Annotated in this window: 19 protein-coding genes; all 19 read right to left on the bottom strand. The window is 46.6% G+C overall.

Features of this window, described 5'->3' with window-relative positions; genetic code table 11:
• Positions 1-8: 8 nt before the first annotated feature.
• The 19 genes from M3212_RS01525 to flgB all read right to left on the bottom strand — a co-directional run bounded on the left by M3212_RS01525 (position 9) and on the right by flgB (position 14,195).
• A complete protein-coding gene (locus tag M3212_RS01525; protein ID WP_251192159.1) occupies positions 9-695 on the bottom strand; it encodes a flagellar biosynthetic protein FliO in 687 nt (228 codons plus the stop codon).
• A gap of 24 nt (positions 696-719) precedes the next feature.
• On the bottom strand, positions 720-1,082 hold the full coding sequence (locus M3212_RS01520; protein WP_251192158.1) for a response regulator: 363 nt from the start codon (positions 1,080-1,082) through the stop codon (positions 720-722).
• Positions 1,083-1,098: 16 nt separating this feature from the next.
• On the bottom strand, positions 1,099-2,307 hold the full coding sequence (fliY, locus tag M3212_RS01515; protein ID WP_251192157.1) for a flagellar motor switch phosphatase FliY: 1,209 nt from the start codon (positions 2,305-2,307) through the stop codon (positions 1,099-1,101).
• Positions 2,300-3,292: a flagellar motor switch protein FliM gene (gene fliM, locus M3212_RS01510; protein WP_251192156.1), complete on the bottom strand. Its 993-nt coding sequence runs from the start codon at positions 3,290-3,292 to the stop codon at positions 2,300-2,302. The genes fliY and fliM overlap by 8 nt, the downstream gene beginning before the upstream one ends.
• 35 nt (positions 3,293-3,327) lie before the next feature.
• Positions 3,328-3,759, bottom strand: coding sequence for a flagellar basal body-associated protein FliL (gene fliL, locus M3212_RS01505; protein WP_251192155.1), 432 nt, complete (start codon positions 3,757-3,759; stop codon positions 3,328-3,330).
• Entirely contained in the window at positions 3,760-3,975 is a 216-nt protein-coding gene (locus M3212_RS01500) for a flagellar FlbD family protein (RefSeq protein ID WP_251192154.1), read from the bottom strand. It abuts the gene before it with no gap.
• Between the two features lie 67 nt (positions 3,976-4,042).
• Positions 4,043-4,891, bottom strand: coding sequence for a flagellar basal body rod protein FlgG (gene flgG / locus M3212_RS01495; protein ID WP_251192153.1), 849 nt, complete (start codon positions 4,889-4,891; stop codon positions 4,043-4,045).
• Positions 4,892-4,965: 74 nt separating this feature from the next.
• Positions 4,966-5,349, bottom strand: a complete 384-nt coding sequence (locus M3212_RS01490; protein ID WP_251192152.1) for a TIGR02530 family flagellar biosynthesis protein — start codon at positions 5,347-5,349, stop codon at positions 4,966-4,968.
• A gap of 15 nt (positions 5,350-5,364) precedes the next feature.
• Complete coding sequence (flgD, locus tag M3212_RS01485; protein WP_251192151.1) at positions 5,365-5,910, bottom strand: flagellar hook assembly protein FlgD; 546 nt, start codon at positions 5,908-5,910, stop codon at positions 5,365-5,367.
• 9 nt (positions 5,911-5,919) lie between these two features.
• Positions 5,920-7,200: a flagellar hook-length control protein FliK gene (locus tag M3212_RS01480; protein WP_251192150.1), complete on the bottom strand. Its 1,281-nt coding sequence runs from the start codon at positions 7,198-7,200 to the stop codon at positions 5,920-5,922.
• A 30-nt stretch (positions 7,201-7,230) separates the two neighbouring features.
• Positions 7,231-7,791 carry a MotE family protein gene (locus M3212_RS01475; RefSeq protein WP_251192149.1) on the bottom strand — a complete coding sequence of 187 codons (561 nt, stop codon included), beginning with the start codon at positions 7,789-7,791 and terminating at the stop codon, positions 7,231-7,233.
• A gap of 4 nt (positions 7,792-7,795) precedes the next feature.
• Complete coding sequence (gene fliJ, locus M3212_RS01470) at positions 7,796-8,242, bottom strand: flagellar export protein FliJ (protein ID WP_251192148.1); 447 nt, start codon at positions 8,240-8,242, stop codon at positions 7,796-7,798.
• Positions 8,242-9,561, bottom strand: coding sequence for a flagellar protein export ATPase FliI (gene fliI, locus M3212_RS01465; RefSeq protein WP_251192147.1), 1,320 nt, complete (start codon positions 9,559-9,561; stop codon positions 8,242-8,244). The genes fliJ and fliI overlap by 1 nt, the downstream gene beginning before the upstream one ends.
• The gene (fliH, locus tag M3212_RS01460; protein ID WP_251192146.1) at positions 9,539-10,357 is read right to left on the bottom strand and encodes a flagellar assembly protein FliH; all 819 of its coding nucleotides are present in this window, start codon (positions 10,355-10,357) and stop codon (positions 9,539-9,541) included. The genes fliI and fliH overlap by 23 nt, the downstream gene beginning before the upstream one ends.
• Complete coding sequence (gene fliG / locus M3212_RS01455; protein WP_251192145.1) at positions 10,350-11,363, bottom strand: flagellar motor switch protein FliG; 1,014 nt, start codon at positions 11,361-11,363, stop codon at positions 10,350-10,352. Before fliG ends, fliH begins: the two co-directional genes overlap by 8 nt.
• An 18-nt stretch (positions 11,364-11,381) precedes the next feature.
• The gene (gene fliF, locus M3212_RS01450; RefSeq protein ID WP_251192144.1) at positions 11,382-12,962 is read right to left on the bottom strand and encodes a flagellar basal-body MS-ring/collar protein FliF; all 1,581 of its coding nucleotides are present in this window, start codon (positions 12,960-12,962) and stop codon (positions 11,382-11,384) included.
• 49 nt (positions 12,963-13,011) lie between these two features.
• Positions 13,012-13,320: a flagellar hook-basal body complex protein FliE gene (gene fliE, locus M3212_RS01445; RefSeq protein ID WP_251192143.1), complete on the bottom strand. Its 309-nt coding sequence runs from the start codon at positions 13,318-13,320 to the stop codon at positions 13,012-13,014.
• Positions 13,321-13,332: 12 nt separating this feature from the next.
• Positions 13,333-13,794, bottom strand: coding sequence for a flagellar basal body rod protein FlgC (flgC, locus tag M3212_RS01440; RefSeq protein WP_251192142.1), 462 nt, complete (start codon positions 13,792-13,794; stop codon positions 13,333-13,335).
• Positions 13,795-13,796: 2 nt separating this feature from the next.
• Positions 13,797-14,195 (bottom strand): flagellar basal body rod protein FlgB, encoded by a 399-nt coding sequence (gene flgB / locus M3212_RS01435; protein ID WP_251192141.1) that lies wholly within the window; start codon positions 14,193-14,195, stop codon positions 13,797-13,799.
• Positions 14,196-14,674 lie beyond the last annotated feature (479 nt).

Genomic DNA, 14,674 nt, shown 5'->3' with positions numbered 1-14,674 from the left:
AGTATCTATCACGTTTTGTCACGCTCCCTTACAGCATCGTGCAGCTTATCCTGTGAGTGCGAAACATCTTGCAGCTGCTTGGCAAGCAGTTGTTTGAACGCGTCCCGATTCGTTTCCGCAGTTGCCGGAGCTTGTTTACCACGCCCCTTAATTGTGGAGACGAGACGGTTAAACGGCTGATTCAACTGGGCAAACTGTTCCTCTCTCTGCATAAGAAGCTGCTTCATTTCATCTTCATTGTCAATTTCTTTTAAAAGCTGGATCGTCTCACCCACCCCGACAACAAGCAGGCGATTTCCGACCTTGACGACTTGTACGGAGCGATTGGCTCCAAGCGGGACGCCGCCGATATTTTGCAGCATCTGATTTGATTGAAATGCCTGGGAACGCTTTGAGAAAAAGCGCAGCAGCACATACATCAACAAAACAACAAAAGAAAGCGCCGCGATCATCTGAACGAACATGAGAAACGTGTTCGGCTCCGAAAATTCCGCGTTCGGTTCCGACTCTGAAATGACCGTTTCCACTTCGCTTTCTGCGGTCCCGGCTTCTTCCTCAGCTGCTTCCGTTTCAGGTTGCTGGAGCGACTCCGTTACAGTGCGGTTTTCATCTGGTTGCTCCGCCAGGGCAAAAGCTGGTTGAAGGCATGTGAGGAGAAGGAGAATTACGAAAGCGATGATTCGTCTTTGCTGCATGAAAACCCACTCTCCTCTTTCTGCTTACCCAATGGTCTTTTTGATCGCTTCCAAGACGCGATCAGCCTGAAATGGCTTGACGATAAAATCCTTCGCACCGGCCTGGATGGCATCAATGACCATCGCCTGTTGCCCCATCGCGGAGCACATAATCACCTTCGCCTCAGGATCAAATGATTTAATTTCCTTCAAGGCAGTAATGCCATCTTTTTCCGGCATTGTAATATCCATTGTTACAAGTTCAGGCGACAGCTCCTGATATTTTTCAACCGCTTGGGCGCCATCATTGGCCTCGCCAACGACATCAAACCCGTTTTTCGTTAAAATGTCCTTGATCATCATTCTCATAAATGCTGCATCATCAACGATTAACACTTTAGCTGACATGTTTCTCCCTCACTCCTTATCTCAAGTTTCTGATTCGTTCTTCCTGGCTGACAATCTCTGTCACGCGAACGCCAAAATTCTCATCTATGACGACAACTTCCCCTTTGGCAATCAGCTTTTGATTGACCAGAATATCAACAGGTTCACCAGCAAGCTTATCAAGCTCGATAATTGAACCTTGTGTGAATTCAAGAATTTCTTTAATCGATCGCTTTGTCCGTCCAAGCTCCACAGTCACTTGGAGAGGGATGTCAAGCAGCATATTCAAATTATTCGCTTCAATCTGCGTAAGCTGAGGTGCTTCAAAGCTGGAAAAAGCGGCCGGCTGAATATCGACGTCCCGTTGCTGCTGGTAGGACACTCCTCCTAAATGCTGCTGCTCACGAGGAGGCGGTGGTGAACTTGCTGCCCGCTCACGAGGAGGTGCTTCTGCCTGCTGCGCCTGAGGTGCTGATGCTGGCTGTTCCGCCTGCGGACGAGCTTCTGGCATTTCCAGAACAGCTGCCGTCTCCGCAACAGCTTCCGGCGTACTTGGATTCATCAATTCTTCAACAAGCTTTTTTGCAAACGGCACGGTAACAAGCTGCATAATATTCGAATCAATTAACTTGCCAACCTTCAGCCGGAAAGAGATTTTTACGAGAATGTCATCTTCGGGTACATTTTCGGTACCTTCATCTGTGTTGAAATCAAGTAAATTGATTCCCGGCGGAGAAATGTCGACCTTTTTATTAAAGATCGTTGACATCGATGTGGACGCTGACCCCATCATTTGATTCATCGCTTCCTGAACCGCGCTAATATGCATCTCGCTTAATTCCTCGGATGGGGAGGTCCCGTCGCCGCCAAGCATTAAATCAGCGATAATCGCCGCATCCTGTGTCTTAATCACAAGTAAGTTCACACCTTGGAAGCCTTCAGTATACTGAACATGGATCGCCACATGAGGCTGCGGAAATTCCTTTTCCAGTTTTTCTTTCAAAATTAAGGAAAGCTCCGGTGTCGTAATATCAACTTTTTGACTTAATAACGTAGACAATGCTGTAGCGGCACTTCCAAATGAAATGTTACCAATTTCACCAAGGGCGTCTTTCTCGATATCAGAAATATAATCGGCTACACGTAATTCGTCATCGCCGTCTGCCGGCTCATCAGCCTCATCTTCCTGCGTAACGCCTTTCAGCAATTCATTTATCTCCTCTTGGGAAAGCATATCATCATTCATTCTCTTCAGCCTCCTCAATCAATTCCGTGACTTGCACAGCCACTTGATTTTTCATTTTACCGGGTTGGGCGTAATATTTAAGCTCTCCCCCGACCTTCACAAGAAGCGGTTCATGAATGGATTGATCCAATTCAATGACATCCCCGACTCCTAAATGCAGAAACTCCTGAATGGAAATTTCAGATGTACCCAGCTCCGCCTGAACAAGCAATGGTGCCCGGTTCAGTGTCCTCTCAATCGTCAGCAATTCGCTAGGAGCGCGCTGTTTCTTCTTTTCCTGCATCCAGTAATGAACCGATAACTTCGGTAAAATTTCTTCTAGTACCACATGAGGAAGACAAATATTAATCATTCCTGATGTCTCCCCGATCGTTGTCGACAGGGAAATGACGACGACCGTCTCATTCGGAGAAACCATCTGTAAAAATTGGGGATTCACTTCAATCTCTTCCATGACCGGTTCAAGCTCGATCACAGAGCTCCAGGCATCCTGGAAGCTGTCCAACGTCCGCTGAAACAGCTGTGACATAATTCTCGTCTCAATTTCCGTCAGGTTTTCCACCTTGTTAATACTGTCACCCTTGCCTCCCAATAAACGATCCAGCATTGCATACGCAATATTCGGATTCACTTCCATTAACAGCCGACCATCGAGCGGATAAGGCTCAAACACATTGAGGATCGTCATTGTTGGAATCGATCTGATGAATTCTTCATATGGCAGCTGATCAACTGATGTCACTGTAATTTGGACATAGGTCCGTAATTGGGCTGAGAAATAAGTCGTAAGCAGCCGGGCGAAATTCTCGTGAATTCGCGATAAACTCCGAATCTGATCCTTTGAAAATCGCAGCGCGCGCTTAAAATCATAGACTTTGACTTTTTTCTCGGTTTCTTCTTTTTTTAGTTCATCAGCATCCATTTGTCCCGTGGAAATAGCCGATAACAGAGCATCTATTTCCCCTTGTGATAGAACATCAGCCAAGAACCTCACCTCTCAATCTCAAATACACCACAAAATTATTGAATGACCCAGTTCGTTGTATACACTTGAATCACTTGCCCCTCCTGCATCAGCTCATTAAGCTGATCGCGCACAGTTTCCTCAAATGCTTCAATTCCTTCAGGACCTGCCAAATCAGAGGACTGCATCCCTGAAAGGGCGCGTAATAAAATATTGTTCACCTGAAAATCACGCTTTTTGATTTCGTCAAGTGCCCGTTTGTTTGTCACATGAATCATAAAGGATGCCCGAATAAAATCATCGGATAATAAGTTCGTTGTTATCTCTTCCGTTTCATACGATTGGGCGATAATTTCGTCAATCGTCGGCGGAGCATACGGATCAGGCTGATTCGTAAAATGATTAACAAGGACAAAGGCCACTACACCGACCAGCGTCAAGGTAACTAATATAATGAACATAATGGTAACCAGCTTATTCTTAAACAATCAGGAACCCTCCACATCTCTATCTCTATTCGCCAGCAGTCCGATCTGCGCAAACTGCTCGTTGACACGTGCCTTTACATCCTCAATATCATTGCGCACGACTATTTTCTTTCCGCTTTGTAACGTAATGGTTGTATCCGGTAAGGCTTCGATTTGTTCAATAAGCGTCGCATTCAACAAAAACAGATGACCGTTTAAACGAATTAATTCAATCATTAGATTTGGGAGAGCCAGGTATTCGCTCCTGGCTCCAACCTCCTTGATTAGTAGATTCTAAGTCAGATTATCGCTTCAGGTTCACAAGCTCCTGCAAAATCTCATCAGATGTCGTAATGATCCGTGTATTCGCCTGGAACCCGCGCTGCGCCACGATCATCTCAGTAAACTCTTCAGATAAATCAACATTGGACATTTCCAGCGTCCCGGCTACGAGTTCACCGGCTCCATTTTCACCAGGGGCCCCAATTGACGGATCCCCTGAGTTAGCAGATATCGTATAAAGGTTGTTTCCTGCTTTTTGCAGACCCTCAGGGTTGCTGAATTTCGCAAGGGCAATTTGAACATTCGTATCAACTAATTCCCCCTCATTATCAATAATATTAATACTTCCATCCGCTCCAATGCTGAAGCTTTCGATGTAATCAATCCAATTTTCTTCATCAATATTACCGCTTAATTCAGCATTTAAAATCTCGTGAAACTTAATTTGATCTCCGTCCATATCTAACACCCGCATTCCATTAGAATTGACGAGATTCCCCTCTGAATCAAGATAGAAATTCCCAGCTCTCGTGTAATAAGTTGTAGTCCCATCACTGACCATAAAGTATCCATCCCCTGAAATCCCTAAATCAAGCTCACGGTTCGTATTTTGCAAGCTGCCTTGCGTATGAATCGTATCAATAGAAGCTAGCTGCATTCCAAGCCCTACTTGGCGGGCATTGACTCCACCACGATTATTACCATCAGGTGCTGTCGCGCCGGCGAGCTGCTGGCTGACTAGGTCCTGAAACGTCGTTCTTCCTTTTTTAAAGCCGAATGTGTTGACGTTGGCGATGTTGTTGCCGATGACGTCAAGCTTTGTTTGCATGTTGCGCATCCCTGAAATTCCTGAGTACATTGAACGTAGCATACTGATTTTTCCTCCTTTAGTAGCTGCCTCTGTCAGTCGGCAGTGTGTGAGGCCTCCCTTTTCGGGTCCAGCCTTTAATCGATCACAATCGTCCCATTAATGTTCGTAAAAATTTGTGACTTTGCTTCCTCCCGATCGAGCACGGTAATGACGGTGTTGTTTTTCGCGCTGACGACAAGAGCGGCGTCACTCGTTAGCACAAGTGAATCGTTGACTCCCTTTGCTTTCGCTTCCTTCACCTTATCGTGGATCGCCATCCACTGTTCGGTGGAAATGTCAATCCCGCGCGTATCCATCCGCTGCTGGGCATGCTTGCTGATCTTTAGTTCAGCTGGTGCCTGTAATTCCGTTCGCAAAAGCTGCTGGAAGCTGCCTGGCTGCTGAGTGGACCTTTGTGCGACATGCCGTGCAGGTGTAGGAAGGCTTTGTAATGAATGGCTCTGAATCCTTGGATCCATCGTTGCTCACTTCCTTTATTGGTCACCCGGCTCTTCATTTTCTTCAGGCGCCTCTACCGGCTCTTCTTCCGGATCGGTTTCCTCGTCCGGATTTGGCTCTACCGGCTCATTTTTCTGGCTCACTTGGTAAATCTGTTCATTGCTGATCCAACGGCCGTCATCGAGCTGGATTCGAATTTGACCATCCAGTTCGAGCCGGACGGCTTGAACGGTATTATCGACATATTCGATCTTCTGACGGTATTCATCGACATCGACAATTCTCATCCATGTGACTTTTTTGCCGATCAGCTCACTGTGCTGCACCAAGCTTTGGCTCGTTTGCAAATTGACAAATTTCTGAATCGAATTATTCATATTCGTCATTTGCTCAAGCGTGGAGAATTGCGCCATTTGCGCGATGAATTCACGATCATCCATCGGATTGGACGGATCTTGGTTTTGCAGCTGCGCGATCAGGATTTTCAGGAAATCATCCTTGCCAAGAATGCCTTGATTTTGCTGCTGGGCTGTCTGCCTTTGCTGATTTGGCAGCATATAGTTTTCCGAAATCGTCGTCATGATTATCACCTACACCTGTTCATTAAATGTTAACTCACTTAATACATCCTCAAATGCAGCCGCTTCGTCTTCACCCTGTTCAGGCTGATTCTCGTTCGCCTGCTCTTCCTCACGCTTGTTTGAAGACTCGTCGCGCTCCTTTTGCAACTGTTGCTCCGTCACTTCAATCCGTTCAACTGAAATCTGCTGTTGCGCGAAAGCCTGCCGCAGCTGGGCCAGTTGCGCTTCGATTAGCTCGCGTGTCGCCGTCGAGCCAGTCATGATCTTCGCCACAATCGTTCCTTCCATTTGCACGAGCTGAATATCAAGTCGGCCTAAATGCTCCGGATAAAGCTTGACTGAAAATGTTTGCATGCCCTGCTGATTTTGCGTAAGGGCTCCCCGCTGGAGAATCATCTGGAACTGCCTTAAAAACTGTTGCTGCTGGACGTCGCGTGGCAATTTATCACCTATGTGAATCGTCGCCTGCTCGGCCCTGGTCATCGTCTGCTCGTTCCCTGTCTGGGTCAGTGTCAAGCCGCTGTTAGAGCCTGAAGCTTCGCTCGCAGACAGCTGTCCAAATCGTTGTTGTGGAGTGAATGGACTCGTTGTCGCCTCTGTCGCAACCGGCATTGAAAACGCCTGAGGCAGTTGCAAAGTCGACGTTGATTTTGCTGTGACCGCCTCTAAAAATGCTCTCGGCTCCACTCCTGTCGTCTGCATGCTTACCGGGAGCTTGCCCTCTAGATGCTTGACTACTTCATCGACTAACACAAAGCTGCTTTGCCCTTGCTTAGCCTGTGAAGAAAAGCCAGGAAACAGTTTGGTCAGAAGGAGTTGGAGGATAGTCGCCTGCTGCTCACTTTTGACTGGTATGGCATTACTTGCACTCTCCTGCCGGACAGCTGCCAATAAGACGAATAATGCCTGCTGTTCTTCAGGCCAGCTAATCAGCTCGGCCAGCTGGGCATCCTCATTTTCCAAAGAAAGAAGATGTTCAACATCCGCTTGCCATTCAATGGGAAGGAGATGGAACAGCTGCTTTGCTTCTTTTCCTTCGAGCATGTCTGGATTCAGTTCAAGACCGCTCTCTTTGAAAAGCTGAATCAGTTCAAGCAACAGTTCGGTTGCCGCTTGTTCCTGCTCTTCACTGCTTATTTCCGTTGCCAATGTCTTGACCGTATCCTCTGATAGTAACCCACCAAGCAATTGTAAAAAGGATGCATCAGCGGACATTGACGCTTGTCCTTTGGCAGAACTTGCAGATCCTTGGGCAGGTGCTGCATGTGCCAACATCATAATCGGATTCATCGTTTCACCTCCTTTCAATGCTGATTAGTATTATGAATTAGCGAGCCGGCTCATCATCTCGGCAGCCAAGTCGCTTTCCATTTTTCCTAAGATATCAGCCCTGACGTCGATTGAAACTTGTGAAATATGGAGAAGTGCTTCCTCAATAGGCAGCTCCGAAATAATCGCAGCCGCATTTTTCGCGGACATCGCTTCATATGTTTTCGCGATATCTTCCAGCTCCTGTTCCTCCCTTGCCGCCAGCTCCCGTTCAATCGTTTGGCTTTCTGCCAGCTGGACAAGCTCCATTTCCAATTCGCTGATTTCTTCCTCTTTTCTCGTCAACTCGCTTTGCAGCCGCTCCATTTCCGCCTGCTGCTCGGCAATCGTCTGCTCATAAGCAGCGACATCAACCGGTTCTTCCTCTTCTTCAGGAGCAACATAGTCAGCGACGATCGGCACATTTGCTGCGACATTCTTTGCTTTTTCGATAACATTGAATCCGAGCAGAGATAAAATCACTCCGGCCAATATTGCTGTAAACACAATTGGAATAAAAATTACAAGAAAGAACCATTGGATTTTGCTATAGGATTTTTCTTTTTCAGTCATATCCTCACCTAATTTTTACGTTGGCATATAAACGGATGGAAAGTTCATCCATCTGTTGTAATTCGAGCCGTTTCGCTTCTTCTTCGTATTGATTTTGCTTGACCTGTCGCATCTTTTCATACTTTTTAAACTCAATGGAGCGACTCAACAAATCCTGCTTCTTCCGGTTCATCTTTTCTCGCGCCAGATGGGTCTGGCGCTGCTGCTTCTGGATTTCCTGCTGCAGTCTTAAAAGCTTTGACTGGTGCTGCTGCAAGGCGTAGATCGATGTTCCATTCGCAATTTGAGAGCGGGCGCTTTCCTCCAGCTCCTCTTTTCGCTTAAGCATTTCATAAAGCTCGGTCGCCACTGACTCAAAAGAAGCAACAGCTTGTTCATATTCTGCCTGGATATTGTGCTTCTCTCTTTCCTTCAGCTCCATCACCTTTTGCAAGGCAAATTGGAATGACATTAGTCGCCACCTCTTCCAAATTCGTTGATCAATCGCTCAACCGCTTCCTCGACGGAACTGCTCTCCTCGGTACTCTGCTTTAAAAATGAAATGATTTTTGGATAAATGGCGATCGCTTGATCGATGTCCGCAGAAGAGCCGCGCTTGTACGCGCCAATATTAATTAAATCTTCATTATCATCGTGAACGGCCAAATAATGGCGAAGCCGTTCAGCCGCCGCGCGGTGTCTGTCATCGACGATATCGGCCATTACCCGGCTGATGCTTTTCAGAACGTTGATTGCTGGGAACTGTCCTTTATTCGCCAGCTTCCGGTCCAGCACGAGATGCCCGTCTAAAATTCCTCTTACGGCATCGGCAATCGGCTCGTTCATATCATCACCATCGACGAGTACGGTGTAAAAGGCTGTTATACTTCCTTTCTTCGCTGTGCCCGAGCGTTCAAGCAGCTTCGGCAGCATCGCAAATACCGATGGCGTGTACCCTTTTGATGTCGGCGGTTCCCCGACTGCTAAGCCAATTTCGCGCTGAGCCATCGCAAAGCGGGTGACCGAATCCATCATTAAATTGACATCGAGACCCTGGTTACGAAAATATTCGGCAACAGCGGTGGCTGTCATCGCCCCTTTGATCCGCATTAACGCCGGCTGGTCTGAAGTGGCGACGACTAAAATCGTTTTCTTCAAACCTTCCTCACCGAGGTCGCGTTCAATGAAATCCTTCACTTCCCGGCCCCGTTCACCAATTAAAGCTATGACATTTAAATCAGCCGCTGAATTTTTGGCAAGCATCGCCAGCAACGTACTTTTTCCGACCCCGCTCCCGGCAAAAATCCCGATTCTCTGTCCCTTGCCGACTGTAAACAGCGCATCAATCGCCCGGACCCCAAGCGACATTTTCTCTTCGATTCTTGGACGAGCCAGCGGATTTGGAGGGTCATTATCAGTTGGAAACGGGCGCAGTCCTTTCGGCAGCTGTTCTTTCGACAATGGTTCGCCGCAGCCGTCAATCACGCTTCCGATCAAGCCGGAACCGACCTTGATTTCCAACGGTTTCCCGGTCGCTTCAACTAAGCTGCCCGGAGCGATTTCCGTCGTCCCGTTTAACGGCATCAGCAGCACAAATTCATCCCGGAAGCCGACGACCTCGGCCTTAACTTTTATTTTTTTTGCCCGGCCGACGATGATGTAACAAAGATCGCCGATGGAGGCCTGTGGACCTTTTGACTCAATCGTTAGCCCGACCACTCTCGTCACCTTGCCGTACCATTTATAGGGGGATAAGAAAGGAATATCCTCAATCAGCTCCTGCACGCTCATCTGGACCCTCCTTCCACTTTTCCAGCAGTTGAACCTTTAATTGCTCCAGCTGCCGATCAAGCGTCGCGTCAATCCGGCCATATTTTGATTCAACGACACAGCCGTTTTCCGGCAACCCGGAATCCGGGTAAATATACAGCTGTTCGGTATGGCTGAGCAGCTGCTCAAGCTCGGCTTTTTGCTGCAGCGTATGGGTATACCAGTGCGGGTGCACATAAATTTTCACATGCTCATGCTCCCTCACTTCAAGCATCACCTGCTTAAGCAGAGCCGCCCAGTTCTCATGATCCTCTTCAAGCTTTTTGCCGAGAATCCGCTGCGCGAGAGCGACGGCTAAATCAATCATCACCGGCTCAGCCGACTCAATCGTCCGCGCATAATCCGCCTGCGAATTGGCGATAATTTCCTGAGCCTCGGTAATGAATCCATCGTACGTCTGCCTACCTGCCTCCTGACCTTCTGAAAAGCCGGCGTTATAGCCCTGCTGACGCGCTTCCTCAAATGCTTCCTGCAGCTGCTGTTCAGCCTGCTGCCTCTCTGCTTCGATCTGGCTGCGGACCTGCTCCGCATAATCATCTGCTTCAGCGACAGTTTGCCTCGCCTTGCTCTCTGCCTGCGAAAGCTTTTGCTCCATTTCCTTTTCAAGCTCAGCCGCGCTTCGCTGTTTTGTCAGCTCGTTATCCGCTTCGCTTTCTTCTACTGCCGGCCCATCTTCTTGAAAAAGTTTTTTTATTGAAATGATTTTACTTTGTTCCGATGCGGGTATAGTGTTATGTGACTTAATAACCCTAGACAATAACATCGTCTCCTCCGCGGGCAACGACGATTTCACCAGCTTCTTCTAAACGTCGAATAACAGCGACGATTCTTGATTGCGCTTCTTCGACATCGCGAAGACGAACAGGACCCATAAATTCCATTTCTTCCTTGAAGGTTTCAGCCATTCGCTGCGACATATTGTTAAAGACAACTTCTTTAACTTCTTCGCTTGCCACTTTAAGCGACAGCTGCAAATCTTCATTCTCGACGTCGCGGATGACACGCTGAATCGAACGGTTATCAAGCGTAACAATATCTTCAAAGACAAACATCCGCTTTTTGATTTCTTCGGCAAGCTCCGGATCCTGAATTTCCAGCGCATCGAGGATCGTTCGTTCCGTGCTGCGGTCAACGCCGTTAAGCACTTCGACGACTGCCTCAATACCGCCGGCATCCGTATAATCCTGCGTCAGTGTGGATAACAGCTTCTGTTCAAGAATCGATTCGACTTCATTAACAATTTCCGGCGACGTGCTGTCCATTAAGGCAATTCTTCTCGCTACATCAGCCTGCACCTCCTGTGGAAGTTCGGATAAGATTTGCCCGGCCTGCACCGATTCCAAATAAGCCAAAATTAAAGCAATCGTTTGCGGGTGCTCATTTTGGATAAAATTCAAAATCTGCGAAGGGTCAGACTTGCGCGCGAAATCAAATGGTCTCACCTGTAAAGTCGAGGTAAGGCGGTTAATGATGTCCATCGCATTTTCTTCCCCGAGCGCTTTTTCTAAAATGCTTTTGGCGTAGCCAATTCCGCCTTGAGCAATATAGTCCTGGGCCAGCACCAAGGAATGAAACTGCTCCAGAATGTCTTCCTTCATCTCACTGTCGACCTTGCGCACATTAGCAATCTCAAGCGTGAGCTGTTCGATTTCTTCTTCTGTAAGGTGCTTATATACCTGGGCAGATACATCAGGCCCTAAGGAGATGAGGAGAATTGCTGCTTTTTGTCTTCCATTTAATTCTTTTTTTGCCGCAGTAGCCATTCGTTCTCCCTCCTAATGTTAATCTTCTGAAAGCCATGTTCGTAATAATTTCGAAAATTCTTCCGGTTTCTCTCTTGCCATCTTTTCAAGCTGCTTGCGCTTCGTCGCGGAAATTCCGGTTTCTTCATCCGGTAAATCAGGAACTTCTTCAATGGCTTCTTCAATTGGTAATTCCTCTTCTTCCTCCGTTACCTGATTACGTCTTCTTAGTAACAGGAAGAGAAGAAGTAGAATAACGGCGATCAATACTCCGCCAACAACATAGAGCCAAACTGGAATCACTGTCGACGGCTCCGGCTCAAGCTCAATCTTGCCATCAAACGGCCTTGAAGCCACTACAATCTTTTCATTAAGGTCATCCTCGGTGAGTTCATCAGCATAAACCCCGGAAATGCTCGTTCTTACAATCGTTCCTAATATTTGCTGAATGTCATCAAGCTGCTGTTGCGGCAGCTCTTCCATTCCTTCAGGAGGTTCAACCATGACCTGAATGCCTAAATCACGAATTTTATAAGGACTTTCCACGATATCGCGGTTGATTCGATTCACTTCATTGTTAATCCGTTCCTCTGCCCGCTCCCATTCGGATGGACCTTGAGCGACTCCGCCTGGAAAGTTTGGAATTTCATCGCCGACTCCGGCGACTCCGCCTTCCACTGCTCCTTCGCCACTGTACGCCTCTTCAATCCGCTCCAGGCTGACCGTCAAGCCTTCCATGTTCTCTGGATCCACCGGCTCAACCAACGCTTCGGTCCGGTTCTCCTGCGTGAAATCAATATCGGTTGAGACTGATATTAAAACTTTATCCCGCCCGACCATTGTTCCGAGCATTTGCTGCAGATTGCGCGTCAAATCGCGTTCAATATCCCGCTGAATCGAACGCTGCTGTTCATAGGCTGTTAGAGTCGTATTACTTCCTTCTGCATTTTCATAAACATAATCGTTAAACATTTGATCCGAAATGACGATATTATCTATAGGGAGATTCGGCACACTCTTTGAAACTAGATGAAACAAGGCATTTACCTGGCCCTGTTCCAGCTGATAGCCTGGTGCCAAATCGAGCACCACAGCAGCCGTCGCGAATTCCTGCGGGTCATTTGCCCAAACATTATCTTCCGGAATCGTAATCATCACCCTAGCCTGGTTAACCCCATTTACATTGCGGATCAGCTCAGCCAGCTCTGTTTGCATTGCCGCTCTTTCCATGACCGAAAATTCATTGTCGGTCATCCCGAAGCCCATCTGCTCCTGAAAGAAGGAATAATCAATACTTCCACTTCGCGGCAGCCCTTCCGCAGCCAGTTCGACCTTTAATGCGTCCACTTGCGTTTCAGGGACAAGGATCGTCGTTCCGTTATCGGAAATGGTTGAAGAAATCCCTCTTGCATCTAGTGTTTCTTTAATCTGCCCTGTTTCCTGAAGTGTCAGATTACTATAAAGAGGTTGATAGCTTGTTCTCGTCCCTAAGAATGTAAAAAGAATAATTAGTGCAATAATGCCTAGGGTAGAACCGGCTATTATTCCTTTCTGCATACCAGAACGTCCTGCCCAAAATTCTGTTATTCGTTGTTTATATATTGATAGTTTCTCGTTCATGTGCCCTCCTACATCCAACAACTACCGTGAGACTCAAACAGAACAAGCATTACACTTGCATTCTCATGATTTCTTGGTATGCTTCAATCACTTTATTCCGAACCTCTACCGTTGCCTGTAACGTAATACTTGCTTTTTGACCCGTAATCATCACGTCGTGCAAATCATCAATTTCCCCACTTGCCAGTCTTTCTGTTTTTTGTGCCGATTCCTGTTGCAGGCTGTTCACATGCTCAATTGCTTCGTTCAAAGCAGTTTTAAAAGATTGATGAGCCTCCCCCGCGGACATTCTTGATCCATTTTGATTATGTATTCCACCTTGAAAAACAAAAGGAGATTGACCTATTTTAATATCCAACTTTTATCACTCCTATCTACCAATTTCTAGTGCTTTCAGTAACATATTTTTTGATGCATTGAGCGTGGTGACATTCGCTTCATACGAGCGCGTTGCACTCATTAAATCAACCATCTCCCTTAATGGATCAACATTAGGCAGTTGTACGTATCCTTCTTCATTCGCATCGGGATGCTCGGGGTCATACATCTCCTTGAACGGTGTTTGATCATCAACGATCGCCGAGACCTTTACCCCATGGCCGATTTCAGAATTTGTCGAACGGCCCATCGCCTGATGCAAAAAAGCTGAGAACGGTTGTTTTTCGTTCGGTTGCATCACGACCATTTTCCGCCGGTACGGCTGCCACTCCCCATCCACCATCCTCGCTCTCGTCGATTCAGCATTTGCCATGTTGGCCGAGATTACATCCATCCGCAGCCGCTGCGAGGTAAGAGCCGAGGCGCTCGTATTAAGCCCATGAAAAATACTCATTTTTAACTTCCTCCTCTAATGACCGTTTGCAAGCTTGAGAAGCGGCCATTCATTCTGTCGATTAGCGCATTGTAATAAATTTGGTTTTTCGCCAATTCCGCCATTTCCAGATCAATATCGACATTATTCTGGTTATGGTTATACATCGTGTTTCTCGTTGTCTCGATTACAGGTCCCTGGCTTGTTGTTGAAAATTCAAGATGCTTTTCATTCGTCCGATAAGCCTTTAGTTTCGGTTCATTCATCGCCTGCTGCAATGTCTCTTTGAAGGAAACATCCTTCGCTTTGTAATAAGGTGTATCGACATTGGCGATGTTTTGCGAGATTGCATTTTGTCTTAACTGAGCTCCATCAAGCCCGCGCTCAAGCACTCTGAACGTCGAGCCGCCAAAAAGATCCATCTATTATTCCACCTTTCGACAGTATCTTATAGATTTATTCATATTTTCACATAAGCTCTCAATGAAATTGTAAACAAAGTCACAGGAAAAGTCTAATACCGTTTGTAAAAATAGGAAATTCGATATAAAAGAACTAGAGTAAATTGTGGACTTTTGTCGCAAAACTATACAAAAACTATCATCCATAATCTACATTATAGTACAAATACCGACACATACGCACTATTTTACTAAGAACTTATATGAATTTTTAGATAAAGCACAAAAAACGACAAATAAATTACTATTTTAACACTGTTGTAATATTTGTATCATATTTGTTACGTCCAGGCTACACAATACAGAAAAAATCTACCAATAATCCCATTCAAAAATCCTTTACAACTGATTTCTTTTATCAAAACAGTCCGCCTATCTCTTCTTCCTCTCTCCCCTATGTCTACTCTTGAGATGTTGATGACCACCACGAACCCGAGCCA

It is taken from the genome of Halalkalibacter oceani (genome assembly GCF_023715705.1).
GTDB lineage: Bacteria > Bacillota > Bacilli > Bacillales > Bacillaceae_D > Halalkalibacter > Halalkalibacter oceani_A.
The sequence above is the reverse complement of the archived record's forward strand: the minus strand, read 5'-3'. Positions and strand labels throughout refer to the sequence as shown.